A 20,000-nucleotide genomic window follows, 5' to 3' on the forward strand; every position below is an offset into this window, starting at 1 on the left:
GCGATGGAACTCACTCTTGGCCCGATCGCCTATCACTGGTCCGCCGAAAAGAAGCGCGACTTCTACGCGCGCATCGCCGACGAGGTGCCGGTCGGCACGGTCTATCTTGGCGAGGTGATCTGCTCGAAGCGCGCACCGTTCTTCGAGCGCGAACTGCCGGAGGTGATCGCCCGGCTGGAACGGGCGGGAAAGACGGTCGTTCTGTCGTCGCTCGCCGAGGTGATGCTCAAGCGCGAGCGCGAGGCGACGGCGGGCCTCGCCTCGCTGGAGCGTCCCGAGATCGAGATCAACAACGCCTCCGGGCTCTTTGCGCGACGGGGCCGGCCGCACCGGATCGGGCCCTTCCTCAACGCCTACAACGAGGCGACGATCGCCTGGCTGGCCGGGCAGGGGGCAAGCCACGTCTGCCTCCCGGTCGAGATGCCCTCCGAAGCGATCGCGGCGGCGTCGAAGGCGGCCGGGGCGCTCGGGATCGGTGTCGAGGTTCAGGTCTTCGGGCGAGCGCCGCTTGCCGTCTCGGCGCGCTGCTATCACGCACGCGCCCACGGACGGATAAAGGACAACTGCCAGTTCGTCTGTGAAGAGGATCCCGACGGGATGCCGCTTTCCACACGCGATGGCGGCGCAATCCTTCGAGTCAATGGAATCCAGACCCAGTCCGAGAGCTATGTCGAGCTTTTGGACGAACTGCCGGCGTTGCAGAGGATGGGTGTCTCCCACGCCCGCCTCATGCCGCAGGACGTGGACATGGTGGCTGTCGCGGAGGTGTTCGCCGCCTGTCTTGCAGGGCATCTCGAGGCCGGGCAGGCCCGGGATCGCCTCGGTGGCCTATGTGCCGGAACGGGCTTCAGCAACGGTTTCTATCACGGCGCTGCCGGCTATCGCCGGATCGAGAGAATTGGGGCGGCTGCCTCATCCTGAAACGGCGAAACGGCCCAGTTGATGGTCGGCGAGGGGACGAGGCTCCGTCGCCGACCACGACATTCAACCCGTCCCGGGATCGCACGGCTCTTGGGGCGGACCGCCCCCGTGTGGTCACTGCGCCGGCAGGCTCAGGCCGAAATCGCCGGGGCGCAGGATCAGTTCTTCGAGTGTATGCGCGTCCATGACTGCCATGAAGGCCGCCAGCGCTTCATTCAGGATGCGAGGCAAGCGGCAGGCGGGGAGGATCGCGCAGTCGCTACCCGGGCCGAAACATTCGACGATGCGGAAGTCGGGCTCGGTCGCGCGCACGACATCGCCGAGGCGGATATCCGCGGGTCTTCGGCCGAGCGTGAAGCCACCGGTACGCCCGCGCTGCGACCGCAGAAACCCCTTGTTCGCCAGCACCCGCACCACCTTCATCAGGTGCCCGCGCGAGATGTTGTTGGCCGCGAGCGTCTCCTCGATGGTGATCATCCGCTCCCCGTGCGCTGCAGCGAAGAGGAGCACGCGCAGGGCGTAGTCGGATGCCATGGTCAGCCGCATGGGGCGCTCCTCCGCAGGTCGTTGGTCATCGCCTTACCTCGCCGTCGCACTGGCTTCCAGTTCCGGCCGCGAGGTGATCACGTCCACCGACACATCCATCAGCGCCTCGGGCTGGTTCTGCCAGCCGAAGGCGATGCCCTTCCTCCTCGGCATGTTAAGCCTCACGCGCCGAGCCGGGCACGTTTGCGCGGTCGCGCCGATAGAGGCAGGTGACCCCGGCGGCGCCCTGCCGTACCGCCGTGCGCACGCAGTCCATCGCGGCATCGCCGCCGCCGATCACAACGAGACGCCAGAGATCGAGGCGGCGGACAAATGGGTGGTGGTGACCGGCGATGCGGTCTGCCGGCGTGCGCTTGGCCGTTGCCCGACTAGGGCAGGTGACACACTGCTGCATTCGGTCAGCCATCGTCCCCTCCATTCTGAGGTTCACCTATCGGAAAAAAGAAATATTGACAATATTTTTTTAGGGTGCAGTCTGCGGCCATCTTCAGAAAGGAAAGCCGTCATGCCGACCGACGCCGACTCCACCGAGGCGACCACCGTCCTGGACCTTCGCCCGCTCATTCCGCCCGAACGACATGCAACGGTTTTCGCCGCGCTCGAGCGGCTGCTGCCGGGGGAGAGCTTCGTTCTGATCAACGATCACGCCCCGCTCCCGCTGCTGCGGCATATCGAGGCCAACTGGCCAGGCCTCTTTGAGAGCGCATGGCTGAAAGATGGGCCCGAGGAGTGGCAGCTCGCCATCACCCGCACGGCGGAGGCATAGGGGCGTCCCTCTCCGATGCGTCCAGGGAAACGGAAAGAGGCAAATATGGCACGGATCGAATTCGTTAGCGGGCGCGCGCAGGTCGAGGCCGCCTACCTCGCCCGGGCGCTTGCCCTGAGCCCCGAAGAGCTGCAGCGCGGCATGCGCGAGGGCGCGATCACAAGCCGGCTCGAACGGGGCGAGGGGGAGGACTCGGGCCGGATCCGCCTGACCTTTTTCTCCCCCCACCGCAGGTCCCGGATCGTCGCCGACGAGACGGGGCGGGTTCTGACCTGCGTCACGGTGCCGCTGACCGCCACGCGCGGCAACACAGGTCCCGGACCGAAGACGGAAGGTCGGTGAAGCCATGAGCGCTGTGTTACGCCAGGCCGAGCCCGCCGATCCTCTGGCCCGTCTCGGCCGGCTCATCGCCGTTGCCAGCGGCAAGGGTGGCGTGGGCAAGTCGACGGTTTCGGCCAATCTCGCCGCCATTCTGGCCCGGCGTGGGCTGCGGGTCGGGCTGGTCGATGCCGATCTCTACGGCCCGTCGATCCCGGGCATGCTTGGCATCGCCGCCGATACACCTCCGGCCATGTCGCCCGGAGGCAAGGTGATCCCGGCCGAGGCCCACGGCGTGAAGGTCATCTCCATGGCGATGCTGACCGGCGACGACCGGCCCGCCGTCCTGCGCGGACCGATGGTCACGAAGTACCTCCGGATGTTCGTCACCCAGGTGGACTGGAGCACGCTGGACGTGCTGCTGCTCGACCTGCCGCCCGGCACCGGCGACACGCAGCTGACCCTTGCGCAGTCCTTTCCGCTCGCTGGCGCCGTCGTCGTCTCCACCCCGCAGGACGTGAGCCTGAAGATCGCCCGTCGCGGGATAAGGATGATGGAGCAGGTGAGCGTGCCGATCCTCGGCATCGTCGAGAACATGAGCGGGTTCACCTGCCCCTCCTGCGGCGGGGTCACGCATATCTTCCATCAGGGTGGCGGCCGGAGTGTCGCCGAAGGTCTCGGCGTTCCCTTCCTCGGCGCCATCCCGCTTGATCCGGCCATCGTCGATGGAGGCGACAGTGGCGTACCGCTGGTCGTCGACTCCCCGACGAGCCTGGCCGCCCGCGCCTTCGAGGTTGTCGCTGACGCCCTGACGGGCGATCTGGCGCCGTCCGGCGGGCTCCGCATGCCGTTCGACTGGACGCTGGCCACCGGCGCCGGCCGGCCCGCGCCGGCCTCCCACGGCCCCGCCGGCCGGCCCCTGGCGCTCGACTACGACGCGACCGGTCTGACGATCGGCTGGCCCGACGGCAGCCGGCACCTCGACCCGCGCGAGCTGCGCCTGGCCTGCCGCTGCGCGGCGTGCCGCGACGAACTCACCGGGAAGGCGCTGCTTGATCCGGCAAAGGTGCCGCTTGATGTGGTGCCGGTCCGGATCTGGAGCGTCGGCAACTACGCGCTCGGCATCGCCTTCAGCGATGGCCACGACTCGGGCATCTGCACCTTCGAGGCCCTGCGTGCGCTCGAAGGCAGCGAGGCCGAGGATGTCTGAAGCCACCCAGCACCGGCGCATTCGGGCCCAGGGATCGGCGCACGACCCTCTGGTGATGCGGTTCATTCTCGACGCGCCGATCCACACCGACGGAACTCTGCGCTTCGACGCGCCCGCGCCGGACGTGCCTCTGGCACAGGCGCTCTTCGCTGTCGACGGCGTGACCGGCATGCAGGTCTCTGGCGAGACCATCCTTGTGACCCGCGCCCCCGAACACGACTGGGACCGGCTGAAAGCCCCCATCGCCGCTGCGATCCGCGAGGCTCTGGACCGCGGCGACCCGCCGCTTGGGCCACCCTCCGAGGCGGCTGTCGGACACGGCGACGATGCGGCAATGCTTGCTGCCGTGGCCGAGGTTCTTGACGCGCGGGCGAATCCCGCGATCGCGCGGCATGGCGGCCGGGTCAATGCCGAGGCTGTCGAGAACGGCATCGTCTCCCTGCGGATGTCCGGCGGCTGCCAGGGCTGCGCCGCCTCCTCGCGCACGCTGAGGGAGGGGGTGGAGAAGATGCTGCGTGCCGCGGTCCCCGGCATTCGGGCGATCGTCGATGTGACCGACCACGAGGGGGGAGCCAACCCCTACTACCGGGGCAAGTCCGGAGAGGGCCCCCGTTTCTTCCGGCCGGTTCCGCCTGATGCCGTCAGCATTGAGGACGGCCAGATCGTGATCGATCCCGACTACCTCGCCCCGCGGCTGGGACTGACGGCCGAGGCCCTCGAGGCGGGCTTCCGCGATGGCGACGTGGCGACGGAGCGCCTGAGCGGCGGCACTTCGGACCACCTGCGGATTGCGGTCCGCGGTCCCGCAAGGGCGTGGGCAGCTGAGATCCTGCCCGATGGCACGGCCCACGAGATTCCCCCGCCCCGCGAGCGCGCGGCGGCCGACGCTGCAAACGCCGCGCTCGCCACCAGGATCCGTGCCCACCTCCAGGCTTTGCCGGAGGGCCGGCTGCCCATCACATACGGGCGGCTCGCGCGTGCGCTCGGGCTGTACTTGCCCGGCTCGATCCGGCAGGTGACCGCGGCCCTCGAAACCACGATGCACGAGGACGCCCGGGCCGGCCGGCCGTTCATCGCTGCCCGGGCCGTCGGCCGGGGCAGCGGCCTGCCCGGCAGGGGCTTCTTCGATCTTGCCCAGAGGCTGGGCAGAGGGCCTCGGGCGACGGAAACCGACGATGCGTTCTACCGCCGCATGCTGTGGGCGAGCCTCCGGCCGGGCGACGGCGAAGCCAATGCCTCTGTGCCGCAATAGAGGTCCGTTGATGCACCTATCCGATCCGAACCAAAGGAGGCATACCGTGCCAGTTGAAGCCCCGAAGATCGCTGGCCAGACCGTCCGGCCCGAGCTGACGGCCGCGATCATGGCGCAGACGGGGCTCAACGATGATGTCCTGCAAAAGCTCGTCTACAGCTTCTATGCCAAGGTGCGCTCCGACGCCGTGCTCGGCCCGATCTTCGCGGCACGCATTCACGACTGGCCGCCGCATCTCGAGCGGATGTGCGCGTTCTGGTCCTCGGTCGCGCTGATGACGGGACGCTACCGCGGCGCGCCGGTGCCGGCCCATCTCGGGCTGCCCGTTACCTGGGCGCATTTCGAGCGCTGGCTTGCGCTTTTCCGCGAGACCGCCGGCGAGGTCTGCCCACCCGCCGGCGCCGCGCTTGTGGTGGAGAAAGCCGAACGGATCGCCCGCTCGCTGCATCTGGCCGTCTTAGGCCAAGACGCCGCAATCCCAGACATGAGTTGAAGGAGAAGAAGAATGGACCCGCACGTACCAGATGACCCTGCCGATCTCACCCGCTTCATCGAGACGCGCTACCATGAAACCCACCGCGCGCAGCTGGCGACGCTCATTCCCCTGGCCGAAAAGGTTCAGACTGTCCACTACGGCGACAAGAACGTTCCCCTGGGGCTGGTCGATGTTCTCGAGCGGCTTCGCGGTGAGATGGAGGTGCATATGAAGAAGGAGGAGCTGATCCTCTTTCCGGCCATCCGCCGCGGCGGGATGTCGGGGATCGGGCAGCCGATCGCTGCAATGCGGGCCGACCATGACGATCACGGCCGAGACAGCGCCGAGATCCTGCGGCTGACCGGCGATCTGGCGCTGCCCGAGGGGGCCTGCCGCAGCTGGGCTGCGCTCTACGACGGCCTCGGCACTTTCCTCGACGATCTTCAGGCTCATATCCGGCTGGAGAACGAAGTGCTATTTCCGCAGTTCGAGGAAGGGGTGCCGGCCCATGGATGAGCTGCATCTTCCCAAAGCGAGCCGGGCGCGGGTTGCGCAGCGAGGGGCGCTTGCCCCGGCCCAGGAAGCGGCATTCCGCGCTTTCTCACAAGCGGCCTTCGCGGAGGGGGCGCTCGATGTCCGGACCAAGCAGCTGATCGCGGTTGCGGTGGCGCATGTCACGCAATGTCCCTGGTGCATCGAGAGCCATGCCAAGGCTGCACGAAGGGCTGGCGCAAGTGCGGAGCAGGTGATGGAGGCGATCTGGGTCGCCGCCGAAATGCGTGCCGGCGCCGCCTGGTCGCACGCCTTCGTGGCGCTGGAGGCGATGGAGCCCGGGGACGGGCACGCACCATGACCGGCGCTGCCGACATCGCGGTGGCTCGGGTCGGCGATGCGGCAGAGGCCGGGCGCGCGCGCCTGCTGGTCGACCGGCTCTGGCCCCGTGGCGTGGCGCGAGCCACCCTCGGCCACGATGCCTGGCTGCGCGAGATCGCCCCGAGCGATGCCCTGCGCCAATGGTTCGGTCACGACCCGGCGCGATGGAATGAGTTCCGCCGGCGCTATCGCGCGGAACTCGATGCCAATTCCGATGCAGTCGCACGGGCGCTCGACTGGTGCCGCCGCGGCCCCGTGGTGCTCCTGTTCGCGGCGCGGGACCGTCAGCACAACCAAGCCGTCGTCCTCCAGGACTACCTGCGGGAGAGACTTGAACGGTACGCGACGGACCATGCATGACGAAGACCGCGCGGCGCGCCGCAAGCCAGCGGCGCGTTAAGCTTTGGATGATCCGGCAGCCGATCGCCATGATAAGAAAGACGACAAGGGCGTGCCCCTCCCGCCGCGCAGCGCCTGTCCCTTCCTCGGTTATCGCACCGAGTTGCAACAAGAGGCTTGCAACCCCGAAAAGCGTCATTGGCACCACCACGTTCAGGTCCCGCCAGTTGCGGCGCGCGACGACCTCTGCCGTGTTGATCGACGCTATGGCTGAGGTGCACGCCACGTCGATCAGCATCATCTTACGGGCCTCCCGAGCCCGGACACCCCCGCCACAGCCAGAAGGAGCGCCTGCGCGGGCATCCGCCCGGTCCAGTTCGGTGCCTCGGTGGACAGGAATCCGGCCAGCACCGCGCCGGCATAGCCAAACAGTATCTCGTCGGTGTGCCGGTCCATCGGATCGAATGGTCTGGCCGGCGTTATCCGCCCCATCCGAACGCAAAGGCAGAGCGGATCGTCGCCGCCCCGAACAGGCTGGCAGCACGACGAACGGAGGGACACAGAGGCTGAGCAGGGCAGGGCCGCGATCGGGCGCAGCATGCCGCGCTTCTGAGATCTGAGTGGCGCAGGGACCACCCTGCCGCCCTGGCCGGTTTCACATTCCCGAGAGATGCGCTACAAGCGCCCCGCGCTCTTTCTGCCGGTGCAAATTCCGGAGTTCTTCTTGGCCAAGCTCGACGAAAGCCTGCTGACCGACCTGCCGCCCTTCAGCCGCCTGACTCGCGCCGAGATTCGCGAGATCCTGGATCTCGCGACCCCGCGACGGTACGACGAGGGCACTGCGGTCTTTGACGAGGGGGCTGAGGCGGATCGGTTCTTCCTCCTGCTCGACGGGGTGATCCGGGTCGTGCGTACCACAGCGACCGGAGAGCAGGTCATTGCGCTCCACATCGCGCCGGGCCAGCTCTTCGGGATCGCGCCAGCGCTCGAGCGAAACACCTATCCGGCGACGGCCGTGGCCGCGGCCGAGTCGCTCGCGATCTCCTGGCCGGCCCGGCTCTGGCGCGATTTCGCAACGCGCTACGACGGCTTCGCCACCGAGAACTACCGCACCGTCGGGGAGCGGCTGGGCGAGATGCAGACGCGCATGGCCGATCTCGCCACCAAGGCAGTGGAGCAGCGCGTCGCGGGGGCGATCCTGCGGATGGTCAACCAGACCGGCCGGAAGGTGGAGGACGGGATCGAGATCGCCTTCCCGGTGACGCGCCAGAACATCTCGGAGATGACAGGCACCACGCTGCACACTGTCAGCCGGCTCCTGAGTGCGTGGGAGAAGGACGGCCTCGTCCGTAGCACCCGCCGCCACATCGTGGTGACCGCGCCGCACCGGCTGGTGCTGCTCAGCGGCGCGGCAGGGTAGGTTAGGGCCGTCCGCCGGTAGCCGCCGACTTCCAGCACGGATGATCGCTTGCGTGCATAGCCGCAGGATCCGGTCAACGATTGCTACGCACGATGATCCGGCGAAGCTCGGCCCGGAACGCCGGCTCGTCGAGGCGGTATTCCGCGCAGGCATCGGCGATCGTGTGGTACGGCGCGACCGGGCAGCCGACGCAGAGCATCCGGCGCTCGAGGAAGGCTTCCGCCACCTCTGGCCAGCGCTCGAATATCCGGGCGAGCGGCAGGTCAGGTTCGTCGATGTCCGCGCCCATCTCGCCGCCTCCCCCTGTCGCTGCGCCGGACCGGAATACCGATACGGCGCAAGCGGTTGCAGTTCAGCTCAGAGCTGGCTGTACCATTTCTCGAGCTTTTCCTCTGGCCTCTTGGGGATGTGCAGCGTCTTCACCTTCTCGAGGTTGGCGGGCTTGCCTACCTCGATCAGCGCCACCATGCCGAGCCCGTAGTGCGGGTGGCAACGGATGCCGTAGAGGCCCTCCTTCGTGACCGTCATCTCCACGGTCTGGCCCGGCTTGCCGGCAATCGGCGTTGCCCCGTCCGGCAGGAAGCCGGGGATCGTCTCGGCATTGTGCCCGGCGTCGGTCGCCTCGAACTTGATCGTGTCGCCGACCTTCGCCTTCACGAAGCCCGGCTCGAACACCATCGTCCCGCTCTGGCCGCGGTTCAGCATCTTCACCACGATCTCGTCGGCATGCGCCGCACCGACCCCGAGCACCAGGCTCGTCGCCATCAGCGCCGCCGAAATCCGTAACCCTTTCATGACTTTCTCCATCCTTGAGGTTTTCGAACTGGAGACCAGATAGGCCAATCCGTCCTGCTGCTGTTTGCGGTAGCGCAAACTCAGAAGCGCATCGCCGGCCCTCGGCGCAGCAATCCGCCCGGACTTTGCGAAAGCGCAAACTTCGTCACCCGAAACCCGCCTATCCCCCGTCTCACGCCACCGTGAACGGCGGACGGAATGCGAGGACGGAATGACACGACCGACGGCAAAACTCTGGCTGGCCTGCCTGCTTGCGGCCGTTCTCGCGATTCTTGGCCAGGGCGCGGCGGCGGGGCCGATCCTTGCGCAGTACATCGACAAGGTAAGCCCGACCGAGATCGTCCCCGGCGCCGACCACTTCGGCCAGATCGACGCGCGGAACCTCGCTCCGGCGCTGGCGGGCGACAAACAAATCGGCTGGGTGTTTCTCACCTCCGACTGGGTCTCGACCACCGGATATTCCGGCAAGCCGATCCACATCGTCGTCGGCCTCTCGCCGAAGGGAGTAATCACCGGCGCGAAACTGGTGAAGCACTCTGAGCCGATCGTGCTCGTCGGCATCCCGGATTCGAAGATCCACGCGGTGATCCGGAAATACAGCGGGCTTGACCTGCACACGGTGATCAAGGGTCGCGACACCGCGGACATGGATATCGTTTCGGGCGCCACCGTCACCATGATGGTGATCGACGACTCGATCCTGCGCGCCGGAATCAAGGTGGCGCAGGCGCTGAAGCTCGACGGCTTCGAGGCCCCTGCTGCGGCGGGGCCCACCCGGGCGATAGACCGCAGCGCTGGCGCAGTGGCCGACTGGGCGACCCTCGCGGGCAACGGCGCGATCCGCCGGCTGACCGTGGACGTGAAGAAGATAAACAAGGATTTCCAAGCTCTTGGTGACCCTCGCGCGGCCAGCAAGGCCGAGCCGCCGCCGCTCGACGAAGCCTATGTCGACCTTTACACGGCGCTGGTGAGCGAGCCTGCGATCGGGAAGAGCCTACTCGGCGAACGGATGTTCACAAACGTCCAAGCCATGATGAAACCGGGCGACGAGGCAATCGCGATCTTCGGCGCCGGCCGCTGGTCCTTCAAGGGCTCAGGCTACGTCCGCGGCGGCATCTTCGACCGGTTCGAGCTGATCCAGGGCGAGATCTCCCATCGCTTCCGCGACACCGAGCACCGCCGGCTGGTGAGCGTTGCCGCGGCCGGCGCGCCGGACCTGCCGGAGATGGATGTCTTCATCGTTCCGGCCAAGGCCGGCTTCAATCCGGCGCTCCCGTTCCGGCTGCAGTTCCTCGTCCACCGCGCCGTCGGGCCGATCCAGAAGCTGTTCCTTACCTACGACCTCTCCTACGAGCTGCCCGCCGTCTACACCAAGACCATCGCAGCGGCCCACGCTGCCGTAGCGGCCGCGGCGCCGGCGGCCAGCCCGCGCGACCAGCTGTGGAAGAGGATGTGGCAGGTGAAGCGGACCCAGCTCGTCGTGCTGGCCATCGCGCTGGCGCTGCTGACCGGCATCTTCTTCTTCCAGACCTTCGCGACCCGGAACGCCCGCACCTTCGCGATCCTGCGCAACGCCTATCTCGTGTTCACGCTGGTCTTCGTCGGCTGGTACGCGAATGCCCAGCTTTCGGTGGTGAACATCCTCGCGGTTGCCTCGGCACTGTTTTCTGACTTCCGGTGGAACACCTTCCTGATGGATCCGCTGATCTTCGTCATGTGGTTCGCGGTGGCCGCGGCACTCCTGTTCTGGGCACGCGGGGCCTATTGCGGCTGGCTCTGCCCATTCGGCGCGCTGCAGGAGCTGACCAACAAGGTCGCCCGCCTCCTCCACATCCCCCAGGTGAAGCTGCCCTGGGGCCTCCACGAGCGGCTCTGGGCGCTGAAATACGTGCTGTTCCTCGGCCTCTTCGGTGCTTCGCTCTACTCGCTGTCGCTGGCCGAGCATCTGGCCGAGGTCGAGCCGTTCAAGACCGCGATCATCCTGAAATTCGCTCGGCCGCTTCCTTACGTCCTCTTCGCGCTTGTCTGCCTCGCGCCGAGCCTGTTCATCGAGCGGTTCTACTGCCGCTACGTCTGCCCGCTCGGCGGTGGGCTCGCAATACCGGCCCGGCTGCACATGTTCCGCTGGTTGAAGCGCTACAAGGATTGCGGCAACCCCTGCCAGCTCTGCGCCAAGGACTGCCCCGTGGAGGCGATCCACCCGACCGGCGAGATCAATCCCAACGAGTGCATCTCCTGCCTGAACTGTCAGGTCCTCTACCAGGACAAGACCCGCTGCCCGGTGGTGATCCTGCGCGAGAAGCGGCGGGAGAAGGCGAAGGGCTCGGCCGAGGCGGTCGCCGCCCGCGCCACAGGTCATCCGAATACGATCAAGGCAACCAAATCCCCTGTCAAAGCTGAATGAAGGAGAGGGACAATGACGGACGAAACCAAGACTGGCATCTCACGTCGCGGCCTGTTTCAGGGCACGGCGGGCGCCGCGATCCTGGCGGGTGCCACCGCGGGCGGCGGGCTCTTCGCGGCCGGACCGGCACGCGCCAAGGGCGCCAATGTCGAGATCAAACCAGGCCAGCTCGATGAATACTATGGCATCTGGTCCGGCGGTCAGTCGGGCGAGATCCGCATCCTCGGCGTGCCCTCGATGCGGGAGCTGATCCGGATCCCGGTGTTCAATCGCTGCTCTGCCACCGGCTGGGGCATCACCAACGAGAGCTTGAAGATCCTGACCCAGGATCTGCTGCCGGACACCAAGGCGTTCCTGGCCAAGCGCGGCATGAAGACCTACGACAATGGTGACCTGCACCACCCGCACATGTCGTTCACCAACGGCACCTACGACGGGCGCTATATCTTCGCCAACGACAAGGCCAATACCCGCGTTGCGCGAATCCGCTGCGACATCATGCGGGCCGACAAGATCATCGAGATCCCGAACGCCTCCGACATCCACGGGATGCGGCCGCAGAAATATCCCCGCACCGGCTACATCTTCGCCAATGGCGAGCACCGGGTGCCGCTGCCGAACGACGGCTCGATCCTCGATGAGCCGAAGAAGTACAACGCCATCTTCACGGCCATCGACGGCGACACGATGGAGGTCGCATGGCAGGTGATCGTCGATGGCAACCTCGACAACTGCGACGCCGACTACGAGGGCAAATACGCCTTCTCCACCTGCTATAACTCGGAAGGCGGCGTTACCCTCAAGGAGATGACGGCGAGCGAGGAAGACTGGGTGACCGTCTTCAACATCGCCCGCATCGAGGAAGGCATCAGGAAGGGCGACTACAAGGTCTACAATGGGGTGAAGGTCCTCGATGGCCGCCACGGCTCGCCCTATACCGCTTACATTCCGGTGCCGAACAACCCGCACGGCTGCAACATGGCGCCGGACAAGGTGCACCTCTGCATCGCCGGCAAGCTCTCGCCCACCGTCACGGTGATCGACGTGCGCAAGCTCGAGGCCGTCTTCAACGGCGCTGAGCCGCGCTCGGCCGTGGTGGCGGAGCCGCAGCTGGGCCTCGGGCCGCTCCACACTGCTTTCGACGGCAAGGGCAATGCCTTCACCACGCTCTTCCTCGACAGCCAGATCGTGCACTGGAACATCGACAAGGCGGTCCGGGCGTTCAACGGCGAGAAGGTCGATCCGATCATCAAGAAGATCGACGTGGAGTACCAGCCGGGCCACAACCACACGACCATGGGAGAAACCCTTGATGCGGACGGCAAGTTCCTCATCTCGCTCAACAAGTTCTCGAAGGACCGGTTCCTGAACGTCGGACCGCTGAAACCGGAGAACGATCAGCTGATCGACATCTCCGGCGGAGGCATGAACCTCGTCCACGACGGGCCGAGCTTCGCTGAACCGCATGATGCGATCATGGTTCGCCCGGACATCATCAACCCGATCTCGATCTACAAGCGTGACGACCCGATGTGGGAGGAGGCGCGCAAGCAGGCTGCGGCCGACGGGATCGAGCTCGACTACGCCGCCGATGTGGTCCGCGACAAGACTGACCCGAAGAAGGTCCGCGTCTACATGCACTCCGTGGCGCCCGAGTACAGCCTGACAAGCTTCGAGGTCAACGAGGGCGACGAGGTCACGGTGACGATCACCAACATGGACAACGTCGACGACCTCACCCACGGCTTCACCCTCGGCAAGCACGGCATCGCGATGGAGATCGGGCCGCAGGCAACCGCCTCGGTCACCTTCACCGCCGACCGGCCCGGCGTGCACTGGTACTACTGCCAGTGGTTCTGCCACGCGCTCCACATGGAGATGCGCGGCCGGATGCTCGTCCACCCGGCGAAGGCCTGAGGAGGGGCGGCGATGCGCATCCGGCTCCTGCCCGCCCTGGCCCTGGCCCTGCTGCCGCTCTCCGCGACGGCGGGGAAGGTCATGGTTGCGCCCGGGCCGGATGCGCTGGCCTCCGCCATCGCGACCGCCCGGCCCGGCGACGTGCTGACCCTGATGCGGGGTCGCTACGCCGGGCCGGTCACCGTCGACAAACCGCTGACGCTGGCGGGGCAGGGGGCGGAGGTAGCGGGGCCCGGCAAGGGCTCCGTCGTCACCGTCACTGCGCCGGACGTGACGCTCCGTGGGCTCACCGTCACCGGCGCCGGCAGGCGGCTCGACCAGCGCGACAGCGGCATCATGCTGGAAAAGACCGCCACCCGGGCGCTGGTGGAGGACAACCGGTTGGCCGGTAACCTGATCGGCGTCGACGTGCAGGGCGCCCAGGGCGTGACTGTCCGCGACAACGCCATCACCGGGCGCGACGACCTGCGCGTGCCCGAGCGGGGGCCTGGCATCTACGTCTGGAACGCACCGGGCCTACTGGTCGAGGGAAACCGGATCTCGAAAGGCCGCGACGGGGTGTTCATCACCACCTCCGACCACGCGATCTACCGGCGGAACGTCTTCACGAACCTTCGCTATGCCTTCCACTCGATGTATTCCAACGATCTCGTCGTGCAGGACAACGTCAGTCGCGGCAACGACATGGGCTTCGCACTGATGTATTCCACCCGGCTCACGGTGGAGCGGAACCTGTCGGACGGCGACACCGCCCACGGCTTCTTCATGAACTATGCCAACCACATGCTGCTCAAACAGAACGAGGTGCGGCACGGCGGCGAGAAGTGCCTGTTCCTCTATAACTCCAACTTCAACCGGATCGTCGCGAACCGGTTCGAAGGCTGTGGGATCGGCGTGCATTTCACCGCCGGTTCGCAGGGCAACGCCATCACCCGCAACGCCTTCATCGGCAACCGCATTCAGGTGAAATACGTCGGCACCCGCTGGCTGGAATGGTCCGAGAACGGCACCGGCAATTACTGGTCCGACCATGTGGCCTTCGACATCGACGGCAATGGCCGGGCCGACAGCCCCTATCGCCCGAACACCTCGGTGGACCGGCTCGTCTGGTCGCAGCCGATGGTGAAGCTGCTGATGGGAGCGCCGGCGATGCAGCTGATCCGATGGACGCAGTCGCGCTTCCCCGGTCTGATGCCGGGCGGCGTGATCGACAGCGCGCCCTTGATGTCGCCCGCGGGCGCGGGGCTGCCGCAGCGAGAGGGAACAAGCGAATGAGCGAGACGATCCTTTCTGTTGAGGCACTGAGCCTCGGCTACGGCCGCCTGCGAGTGCTGGAGGGCGTGACCCTCACGGTCGCACCGGGCGAGCGGGTGGCGCTGCTCGGCCACAACGGCGCCGGCAAGTCCACGCTGTTTAAGGCGATCCTCGGCTTCCTTCCCCCCGTGATCGGCGGGATCCGAGTGCTCGGCCATGCGCCCGGCTTCGATGCCGCCCGGATCGCCGTCAACTACCTGCCCGAGACGGTCGCCTTCCCGCGCGCCCTGACCGGGGCCGAGGTGCTGCGCTATTTCTCGGGCCTACGCCGCGCGCCGCGTACTGCGGTGCCGGAGCTGCTGGCCCGAGTCGGCCTCGCCGAGGCGGCGGGCCGTCCGGTCGGCAGCTACTCCAAGGGGATGCGCCAGCGCCTCGGCCTCGCGCAGGCTCTGATAGGTGCGCCGCGGCTGCTGCTGCTCGACGAGCCGACGAGCGGGCTCGATCCGATCTCGCGGCGCGACTTCTACGAGGTGATCGCAGAGGCTGCCGGCCGTGGCGCGTCTGTCCTGCTCTCCTCCCATGGTCTCGAGGAGATCGAGCACCGCACCGACCGGGTCGCCATCCTTTCGCGCGGCAGACTGGTGGCCGACGGCACGCTGGAAGGGCTGGCCCGGCGCGCCGCCCTGCCGGCGCGAATCCGCGTCACCGCCCGAGAGGGGCAGGCCGACCGGCTACAGGCCAAGGTCGGCGGCACCCGTTTCAACGGCTGCCATGTCGACCTGACCTGCCCGCCGGAGGAGACGCTGCCAACCGTCGCTCGGCTCGCCGGCCTCAGCTCTCTCGTCAGCGATGTCGACCTGCACCGCCCCGGCCTCGCCGATCTCTACCGTCATTTCTCCGACCTCGCCCCCGAGGAGGCCCGCCCATGATCCGCCGTCTCCTGACCATCGCCACCCAAGAATTCCGCCTTGCCCGGCGTAACCTCTGGGTCGTCCTCGCCACCGTGGCGCTGGCGCTCTTCGCCGCGGCCCTTGGCTTTCTCGGCGCAGGGCAGGGCGCCGCGCTGCAGGCCGACGTGCTGAGCCTCACCGCCGCCAGCCTCTCGACGCTCTCGGTCTACCTCATCCCGCTGATCGCGCTCCTGATGTCCTACGACGCCTTCTCGGGCGAGGTGGAGCGAGGCACGCTGGCCCTGACCCTCGCCACTCCCGCCCGTCGGTGGGAACTGTTTGCCGCGAAATTCGCTGCGCAGGCGCTCGCCGTGGGTCTCGCCGTGACGTTCGGTTTCACCATCGCCGGCGCCGCTATCGGAGCAGCCTACGGCGCCAGCGCCCCGGGACTCTTCGCCTGGGTCCGCCTCGTCGGCTCCGGCTTCGCCCTCGGCGCGGTCTTCGTCGCGGTCGGCATGACGCTCTCCGCACTCTCGGGCCGCACCGCCACGGCCGCGGCCTATGCCATCGGCTTCTGGCTCCTGCTCGTCGTACTCTACGACCTGGCGCTCCTCGGTGGTGTCATCGCGGCGGGCGACGGCCTCTTCACCACACGCATCTTCCCCTGGCTGGTGCTTGCCAACCCGGCTGACGCCTTCCGCCTCTACAACCTCGCGGCCTTCGGCTCCGCCCCGGTCTCGGGCGTCGACGGCCTCGCGCACACCATGCCATTCCCGCCCGAGGCGGCGCTTGCCGCGCTCGGCCTCTGGCTCGCCGCGCTGCTTGCGCTCGGCGCCCAACTCACAAGAAGGATCAAGCCATGACGCGCTTCCTGCTCGTCGCCATCGCCGCCCTTTCGCTCGCCGCCTGCCGCCAGGACGCGGCTGCCGACATTCCCGCGCCCGCAAAGCTGACGGCCGATGCGCTCGGCCACTACTGCCAGATGCTGGTGGCCGACCACGCGGGTCCGAAGTCGCAGATCTTCCTCAAGGGCGTGAAGACGCCGCTCTGGTTCGGCCAGGTGAGCGACGCCATTGCCTACCTGCACAACCCGGAACGCGACGGCGAGATCGTTGCGTTCTACGTCACCGATACAGCCCGGGCCGAAAGCTGGGCGGTGCCCGGCGAGAAAGCGTGGACCGACGGGAACAAAGCCGTCTACGTCCTCGACAGCAACCGCAAGGGCGGGATGGGTATGCCCGAAGCCGTCCCCTTTGCCTCCCGCGCCGATGCCGAGGCCTTCCTGAAGGATGCCGGCGGCCGGATCGCCGCGCTTTCCGAAGTGCCGGAAGGTTATGTCCGCCCGGAGATCGGCAACGGCGCGGCGATGCCCGGAATGCAGGACATGCCCGGCATGTCGGCGATGCCTGCGGGCGCCGCGGCGGGGGCCATGAACGCGAAGGAGACAAACTGATGCAACCCCGGATTACCCGACGCCGCGCGCTCTTCATCGCGGCCGCCGCCTGCGCCCTGCCGAAGCTCGCCGCGGCGGCGCCGGTCGCGCGCTGGCAGGGCAATGCGCTTGGCGCCCATGCCGAGATTCGCCTCGCCGGCCTCACCTATGCCGAGGCGGAGCCGACCTTCGCCCGGGTGGAGGCGGAGCTCGACCGGTTGGAGAGCCTCTTCAGCCTCTACCGCGCCGACAGCGTGCTGATGAGCCTGAACGCTGAAGGTCGGCTCGATAGGCCGCCGCTGGACATGCTTGAGCTGCTTTCCCTGGCGGGAAGCGTTCACGACCGCACTGGGGGCCTCTTCGACCCGACCGTCCAGCCACTCTTCGCACTCTACGCTACCCTCGCGGTAGAGGGCCGCCTGCCAAGTGCTGAAGAGCTTGCCGCCGCCTATGCACTCGTCGGCTTCGACGGCGTCGCGATCTCGCCCGACCGCATTGCCTTCGCTCGCCCGGGAATGGCGCTTACGCTCAATGGCATCGCCCAGGGTTTCATCACCGACCGTATCACCAAAGTTCTGCGCGAGGCGGGGCTGCGCGACATGCTGGTCGATATCGGCGAGATACGTGCCATCGGCAATCGGCCGGCCGCCGGCGGCTGGGAGGTGAGGCTGAGTGATGGCTCGCGCGTCGTGCTAAACGACCGGGCCATCGCCTCGTCGAACCGGCTCGGGACGCTGGTGAACCCGGCGGCGGGTGTCGGCCATATCTTTGATCCGCTCCCGGGCGAGGCGGCGCCCACAGGCCCGGCCCTCACTGTGAACGCGCAGCACGCCTCCGCCGCTGTCGCCGACGCCTATGCAACGGCTGCAACCCTTGCTACGCGAGACGTGGCGTGCGGCTGGCAGGCAAACGGGCTCACGTTCTCTTGGACCTGACCTTTCCTGCGGCGTTGACCCCGCCGCCACGCTCGCTGGGAGCTCGGCCATTGATGAATTCCTGAGGGACTTTGCGGGTGCTGAGAGCGGCATGAATGTCTGGTTTGGGGATATTCCGGCCATTCGCTGCACCTGCTCGCTCGATGCTGCTCCCGTTAGGGCATTGAAAGGAAGGGCCGGGAGCCGTCGCTCGCTGCGGCAGGGACGAATGGCCGCCATGCTGAGCGAAGCGGACGCGGAGAAGCCTTGGCACGCGAGCATGGCTAAGGGACTCGATCATTCCAAACCCGACGTCCGCCGCGGCGCAAACTTGATCACATGCTATCGGCGGAATGTTGAGAGAACTGCCCCGCGTGAGCGTTTTACTGCGGCTAAGGCAGCCAGCGGATATCAGCCACCCTCAAGGAGTGGCAAACGGCCTACGCCCTGACAGCCACACGGCATCGAAAAACCTCAAGTGACATAGCTCTACCGCTAAGATTTCTCTTTCAGCATCTGCGTCTGCACCTGCTGGGTCGGGGGATTCCAGTACATGATTGGTGGAGGCACGCCAACGAAAGCGAGTGCGAGAAACACGGGCAAAATGAGGTAAAACATAATGCGCCGAATCTTCATTTCGTGGAGATGGGTGGTCGCTGAGGGAATTCAAGCATTGCGGCCCTACAGACGCCACGAGGGCGGCCACATGACGCCAAGGAGGCTGACTGCGCCCGCAAATCGGGTAATTCGCCGCGGACGCTACTTAACTGTTCGAGCTCTGCTGGACCGGACGGATTGAGTTGGCTCCAGACTTCCGCCGCACTCAGTCCGAAAGTCAGCTCTGGGCCGACAATGAAGTCGGCCCAAACCTTCAGTTAGGTCGCACCGGAGCCGCGAGCTCTGTTAGCACGGCATGGGGGCGGGATCGGGCAGAAGGGCCAGGACTTGTCTTGCGACGGTGCCCAAATTTACGCAACGGGTTCTTTCGCCAGAGCCTCCCAAAAAAAGCGTTGGCCAGCGGAGGCTTCACCACAGTAGGGTGGCGCAGCCGCCGACTGGCGAGCCGCGCAAGGGTGCTTGGCCGACACATTCAAACCTCTATGTCGTAGACCGGATGATCGCTTCTCCGCGCAGGACGAGCCGCCTCGCGGGCTTTCGTTCCGTGATCATTTCAATGAGCTCGTCGACCATTTCTTGGAACGGCTGCCGGTAGGTCGTCAACCGGTACGACCCAGAGGCTGCAAGGTCGATGCCGTCAAAGCCGACGACGGCGACGTCGGAAGGGACCTTTAGCCCGAGGTCGTAGCGGACCACGTCGAGCGCTGCGAGCGCGAGGATGTCGTTCTCGCAGAGAAGCACGTCGCAGGCCCGGATCTGCGGGTCGCTCTCGAAACGCTCGCCGATGACCCGGCAGGCGGTCTTGTAGTCGTAGACGTTCACCCGGATCTCGGGGAGTGTCTCGAGCCCCCGCGCCTTCCAGAACTTCTGATATTGGCGGCGGCGGCCGAGGGGGGTGGCCGCCGGGGGCGGGCCGGCGACGAAAACAGGCTTGCGGTAACCCCGCTCATAGACGTGTTCGGCCAACTCGGTCACGCCGTGGACCGGATCGGTGAAGACGCTGGGCAGCGTGTCGTGTGCCGATTCCCGCGCCAGGACGAAGGTCGGCTGGCTTGAGGACCGGAGAATCTGCGCGCTGGCGGCCGTCGGGTCATAGGCCGTCCCGAAGAAGACGACCGAGTCGACGCGCCTCTGCTGCGCATTCGAGAGTGCGACCGAATGGGTGAAGTCGTCGTTGATGTTCACGAGGAAGGCGAGGAGCCCCTCGCGCTGGAGGCCCGCCGTCAGCCGCTTCAGTGTGGGCAGCTTGTAGGGGTTGTCGAAGTCATCCACCAGAATCGCGACCTGATGCGTCCGTCGCGTGGCAAGGCTGCGGGCCAGAAGGTTCGGCTGGTAGTTCAGCGTGGCCGCCGCATCGAGGACGCGCCTGCGCGTCTTCTCCGCAATCCGGCCATCCGTCTTGAAGGCGCGGATCACGGTCCACTTCGATACACCTGCCAGCCGCGCGACATCTGCGGCCGTCGCCGCCGCGCCATCTTCTTTCAAGTTCGCTTCTCCATTTGCCGCCCCCGAGGCGATAGCCCCCCTGGGGGATGAGAACAATCTCATGATGCATATTGACATGTTTGTTACTAATATGCTACCGGTAGCAAATGCTGTGCTACCGGTAGCAAAACGGAGTTGCCCTGCACATTTGCAGAAGGGGGGCGCCGGAGC

Annotated in this window: 23 protein-coding genes and 1 pseudogene; 17 read left to right on the forward strand and 7 right to left on the reverse strand. The window is 66.8% G+C overall.

Annotation, left to right across the window (positions count from 1 at the left end):
- The first annotated feature begins 3 nt into the window (after positions 1 to 3).
- Complete coding sequence (ubiV, locus tag EIP85_RS20385; RefSeq protein ID WP_127904062.1) at positions 4 to 921, forward strand: ubiquinone anaerobic biosynthesis protein UbiV; 918 nt, start codon at positions 4 to 6, stop codon at positions 919 to 921.
- 114 nt (positions 922 to 1,035) lie between these two features.
- Here the strand turns inward: ubiV and EIP85_RS20390 are convergent, their stop codons facing one another.
- Together EIP85_RS20390 and EIP85_RS23080 are read right to left on the reverse strand one after the other, a co-directional pair.
- Entirely contained in the window at positions 1,036 to 1,467 is a 432-nt protein-coding gene (locus EIP85_RS20390) for an RrF2 family transcriptional regulator (protein ID WP_127904063.1), read from the reverse strand.
- Between the two features lie 154 nt (positions 1,468 to 1,621).
- Positions 1,622 to 1,873: a hypothetical protein gene (locus EIP85_RS23080; RefSeq protein ID WP_127904064.1), complete on the reverse strand. Its 252-nt coding sequence runs from the start codon at positions 1,871 to 1,873 to the stop codon at positions 1,622 to 1,624.
- Between the two features lie 99 nt (positions 1,874 to 1,972).
- Here EIP85_RS23080 and EIP85_RS20400 point away from each other — a divergent pair, with 99 nt between their 5' ends.
- The 8 genes from EIP85_RS20400 to EIP85_RS20435 are packed head-to-tail and all read left to right on the forward strand — an operon-like array spanning position 1,973 to position 6,721.
- A complete protein-coding gene (locus tag EIP85_RS20400) occupies positions 1,973 to 2,233 on the forward strand; it encodes a DUF2249 domain-containing protein (RefSeq protein ID WP_127904065.1) in 261 nt (86 codons plus the stop codon).
- A gap of 45 nt (positions 2,234 to 2,278) precedes the next feature.
- A complete protein-coding gene (locus EIP85_RS20405) occupies positions 2,279 to 2,575 on the forward strand; it encodes a DUF6522 family protein (protein WP_127904066.1) in 297 nt (98 codons plus the stop codon).
- 4 nt (positions 2,576 to 2,579) lie between these two features.
- The gene (locus EIP85_RS20410; RefSeq protein WP_127904067.1) at positions 2,580 to 3,761 is read left to right on the forward strand and encodes a P-loop NTPase; all 1,182 of its coding nucleotides are present in this window, start codon (positions 2,580 to 2,582) and stop codon (positions 3,759 to 3,761) included.
- Positions 3,754 to 5,013 (forward strand): NifU family protein, encoded by a 1,260-nt coding sequence (locus EIP85_RS20415; protein WP_127904068.1) that lies wholly within the window; start codon positions 3,754 to 3,756, stop codon positions 5,011 to 5,013. Before EIP85_RS20410 ends, EIP85_RS20415 begins: the two co-directional genes overlap by 8 nt.
- Positions 5,014 to 5,059: 46 nt before the next feature.
- Positions 5,060 to 5,506 carry a group III truncated hemoglobin gene (locus EIP85_RS20420; RefSeq protein ID WP_338325357.1) on the forward strand — a complete coding sequence of 149 codons (447 nt, stop codon included), beginning with the start codon at positions 5,060 to 5,062 and terminating at the stop codon, positions 5,504 to 5,506.
- Positions 5,507 to 5,518: 12 nt separating this feature from the next.
- Positions 5,519 to 6,004 carry a hemerythrin domain-containing protein gene (locus EIP85_RS20425; protein ID WP_127904069.1) on the forward strand — a complete coding sequence of 162 codons (486 nt, stop codon included), beginning with the start codon at positions 5,519 to 5,521 and terminating at the stop codon, positions 6,002 to 6,004.
- The gene (locus EIP85_RS20430) at positions 5,997 to 6,341 is read left to right on the forward strand and encodes a carboxymuconolactone decarboxylase family protein (protein ID WP_127904070.1); all 345 of its coding nucleotides are present in this window, start codon (positions 5,997 to 5,999) and stop codon (positions 6,339 to 6,341) included. The genes EIP85_RS20425 and EIP85_RS20430 overlap by 8 nt, the downstream gene beginning before the upstream one ends.
- Positions 6,338 to 6,721 (forward strand): DUF488 domain-containing protein, encoded by a 384-nt coding sequence (locus EIP85_RS20435; RefSeq protein ID WP_127904071.1) that lies wholly within the window; start codon positions 6,338 to 6,340, stop codon positions 6,719 to 6,721. The genes EIP85_RS20430 and EIP85_RS20435 overlap by 4 nt, the downstream gene beginning before the upstream one ends.
- Positions 6,722 to 6,794: 73 nt before the next feature.
- Here EIP85_RS20435 and EIP85_RS23525 read toward each other — a convergent pair.
- Positions 6,795 to 7,001 (reverse strand): annotated as a pseudogene (locus tag EIP85_RS23525) (hypothetical protein); the annotation flags it as partial.
- On the reverse strand, positions 6,998 to 7,300 hold the full coding sequence (locus EIP85_RS20445) for an NnrS family protein (RefSeq protein ID WP_127904072.1): 303 nt from the start codon (positions 7,298 to 7,300) through the stop codon (positions 6,998 to 7,000). The gene EIP85_RS20445 and the pseudogene EIP85_RS23525, both read right to left, overlap by 4 nt.
- 124 nt (positions 7,301 to 7,424) lie before the next feature.
- On the opposite strand from EIP85_RS20445, the gene EIP85_RS20450 reads away from it, so the two are divergent.
- Positions 7,425 to 8,120 carry a Crp/Fnr family transcriptional regulator gene (locus tag EIP85_RS20450; protein ID WP_127904093.1) on the forward strand — a complete coding sequence of 232 codons (696 nt, stop codon included), beginning with the start codon at positions 7,425 to 7,427 and terminating at the stop codon, positions 8,118 to 8,120.
- A gap of 73 nt (positions 8,121 to 8,193) precedes the next feature.
- Here the strand turns inward: EIP85_RS20450 and EIP85_RS20455 are convergent, their stop codons facing one another.
- Together EIP85_RS20455 and EIP85_RS20460 are read right to left on the reverse strand one after the other, a co-directional pair.
- Positions 8,194 to 8,409 (reverse strand): DUF1858 domain-containing protein, encoded by a 216-nt coding sequence (locus EIP85_RS20455; protein WP_127904073.1) that lies wholly within the window; start codon positions 8,407 to 8,409, stop codon positions 8,194 to 8,196.
- A 68-nt stretch (positions 8,410 to 8,477) separates the two neighbouring features.
- Positions 8,478 to 8,915, reverse strand: a complete 438-nt coding sequence (locus tag EIP85_RS20460) for a pseudoazurin (protein WP_127904074.1) — start codon at positions 8,913 to 8,915, stop codon at positions 8,478 to 8,480.
- A 211-nt stretch (positions 8,916 to 9,126) separates the two neighbouring features.
- Here EIP85_RS20460 and EIP85_RS20465 point away from each other — a divergent pair, with 211 nt between their 5' ends.
- Genes EIP85_RS20465 through EIP85_RS20495 form a run of 7 tightly spaced genes read left to right on the forward strand, consistent with a single transcriptional unit; the run spans position 9,127 to position 17,747 of the window.
- Positions 9,127 to 11,319, forward strand: coding sequence for a NosR/NirI family protein (locus EIP85_RS20465; protein WP_127904075.1), 2,193 nt, complete (start codon positions 9,127 to 9,129; stop codon positions 11,317 to 11,319).
- Positions 11,320 to 11,331: 12 nt separating this feature from the next.
- The gene (nosZ, locus tag EIP85_RS20470; RefSeq protein WP_127904076.1) at positions 11,332 to 13,236 is read left to right on the forward strand and encodes a TAT-dependent nitrous-oxide reductase; all 1,905 of its coding nucleotides are present in this window, start codon (positions 11,332 to 11,334) and stop codon (positions 13,234 to 13,236) included.
- Between the two features lie 12 nt (positions 13,237 to 13,248).
- On the forward strand, positions 13,249 to 14,511 hold the full coding sequence (locus EIP85_RS20475; RefSeq protein ID WP_127904077.1) for a nitrous oxide reductase family maturation protein NosD: 1,263 nt from the start codon (positions 13,249 to 13,251) through the stop codon (positions 14,509 to 14,511).
- On the forward strand, positions 14,508 to 15,419 hold the full coding sequence (locus EIP85_RS20480; RefSeq protein ID WP_127904078.1) for an ABC transporter ATP-binding protein: 912 nt from the start codon (positions 14,508 to 14,510) through the stop codon (positions 15,417 to 15,419). Before EIP85_RS20475 ends, EIP85_RS20480 begins: the two co-directional genes overlap by 4 nt.
- Positions 15,416 to 16,243: an ABC transporter permease gene (locus tag EIP85_RS20485; protein WP_127904079.1), complete on the forward strand. Its 828-nt coding sequence runs from the start codon at positions 15,416 to 15,418 to the stop codon at positions 16,241 to 16,243. The genes EIP85_RS20480 and EIP85_RS20485 overlap by 4 nt, the downstream gene beginning before the upstream one ends.
- The gene (locus EIP85_RS20490) at positions 16,240 to 16,833 is read left to right on the forward strand and encodes a nitrous oxide reductase accessory protein NosL (RefSeq protein WP_127904080.1); all 594 of its coding nucleotides are present in this window, start codon (positions 16,240 to 16,242) and stop codon (positions 16,831 to 16,833) included. Before EIP85_RS20485 ends, EIP85_RS20490 begins: the two co-directional genes overlap by 4 nt.
- On the forward strand, positions 16,833 to 17,747 hold the full coding sequence (locus tag EIP85_RS20495; protein ID WP_127904081.1) for an FAD:protein FMN transferase: 915 nt from the start codon (positions 16,833 to 16,835) through the stop codon (positions 17,745 to 17,747). The genes EIP85_RS20490 and EIP85_RS20495 overlap by 1 nt, the downstream gene beginning before the upstream one ends.
- Before the next feature lie 1,077 nt (positions 17,748 to 18,824).
- Here EIP85_RS20495 and EIP85_RS20500 read toward each other — a convergent pair.
- Complete coding sequence (locus EIP85_RS20500; RefSeq protein WP_164871831.1) at positions 18,825 to 19,829, reverse strand: LacI family DNA-binding transcriptional regulator; 1,005 nt, start codon at positions 19,827 to 19,829, stop codon at positions 18,825 to 18,827.
- Positions 19,830 to 20,000 lie beyond the last annotated feature (171 nt).

Origin of the sequence: Solirhodobacter olei, from assembly GCF_004010155.1 — a bacterium.
Taxonomy (GTDB): Bacteria; Pseudomonadota; Alphaproteobacteria; order Rhodobacterales; family Rhodobacteraceae; genus Solirhodobacter; species Solirhodobacter olei.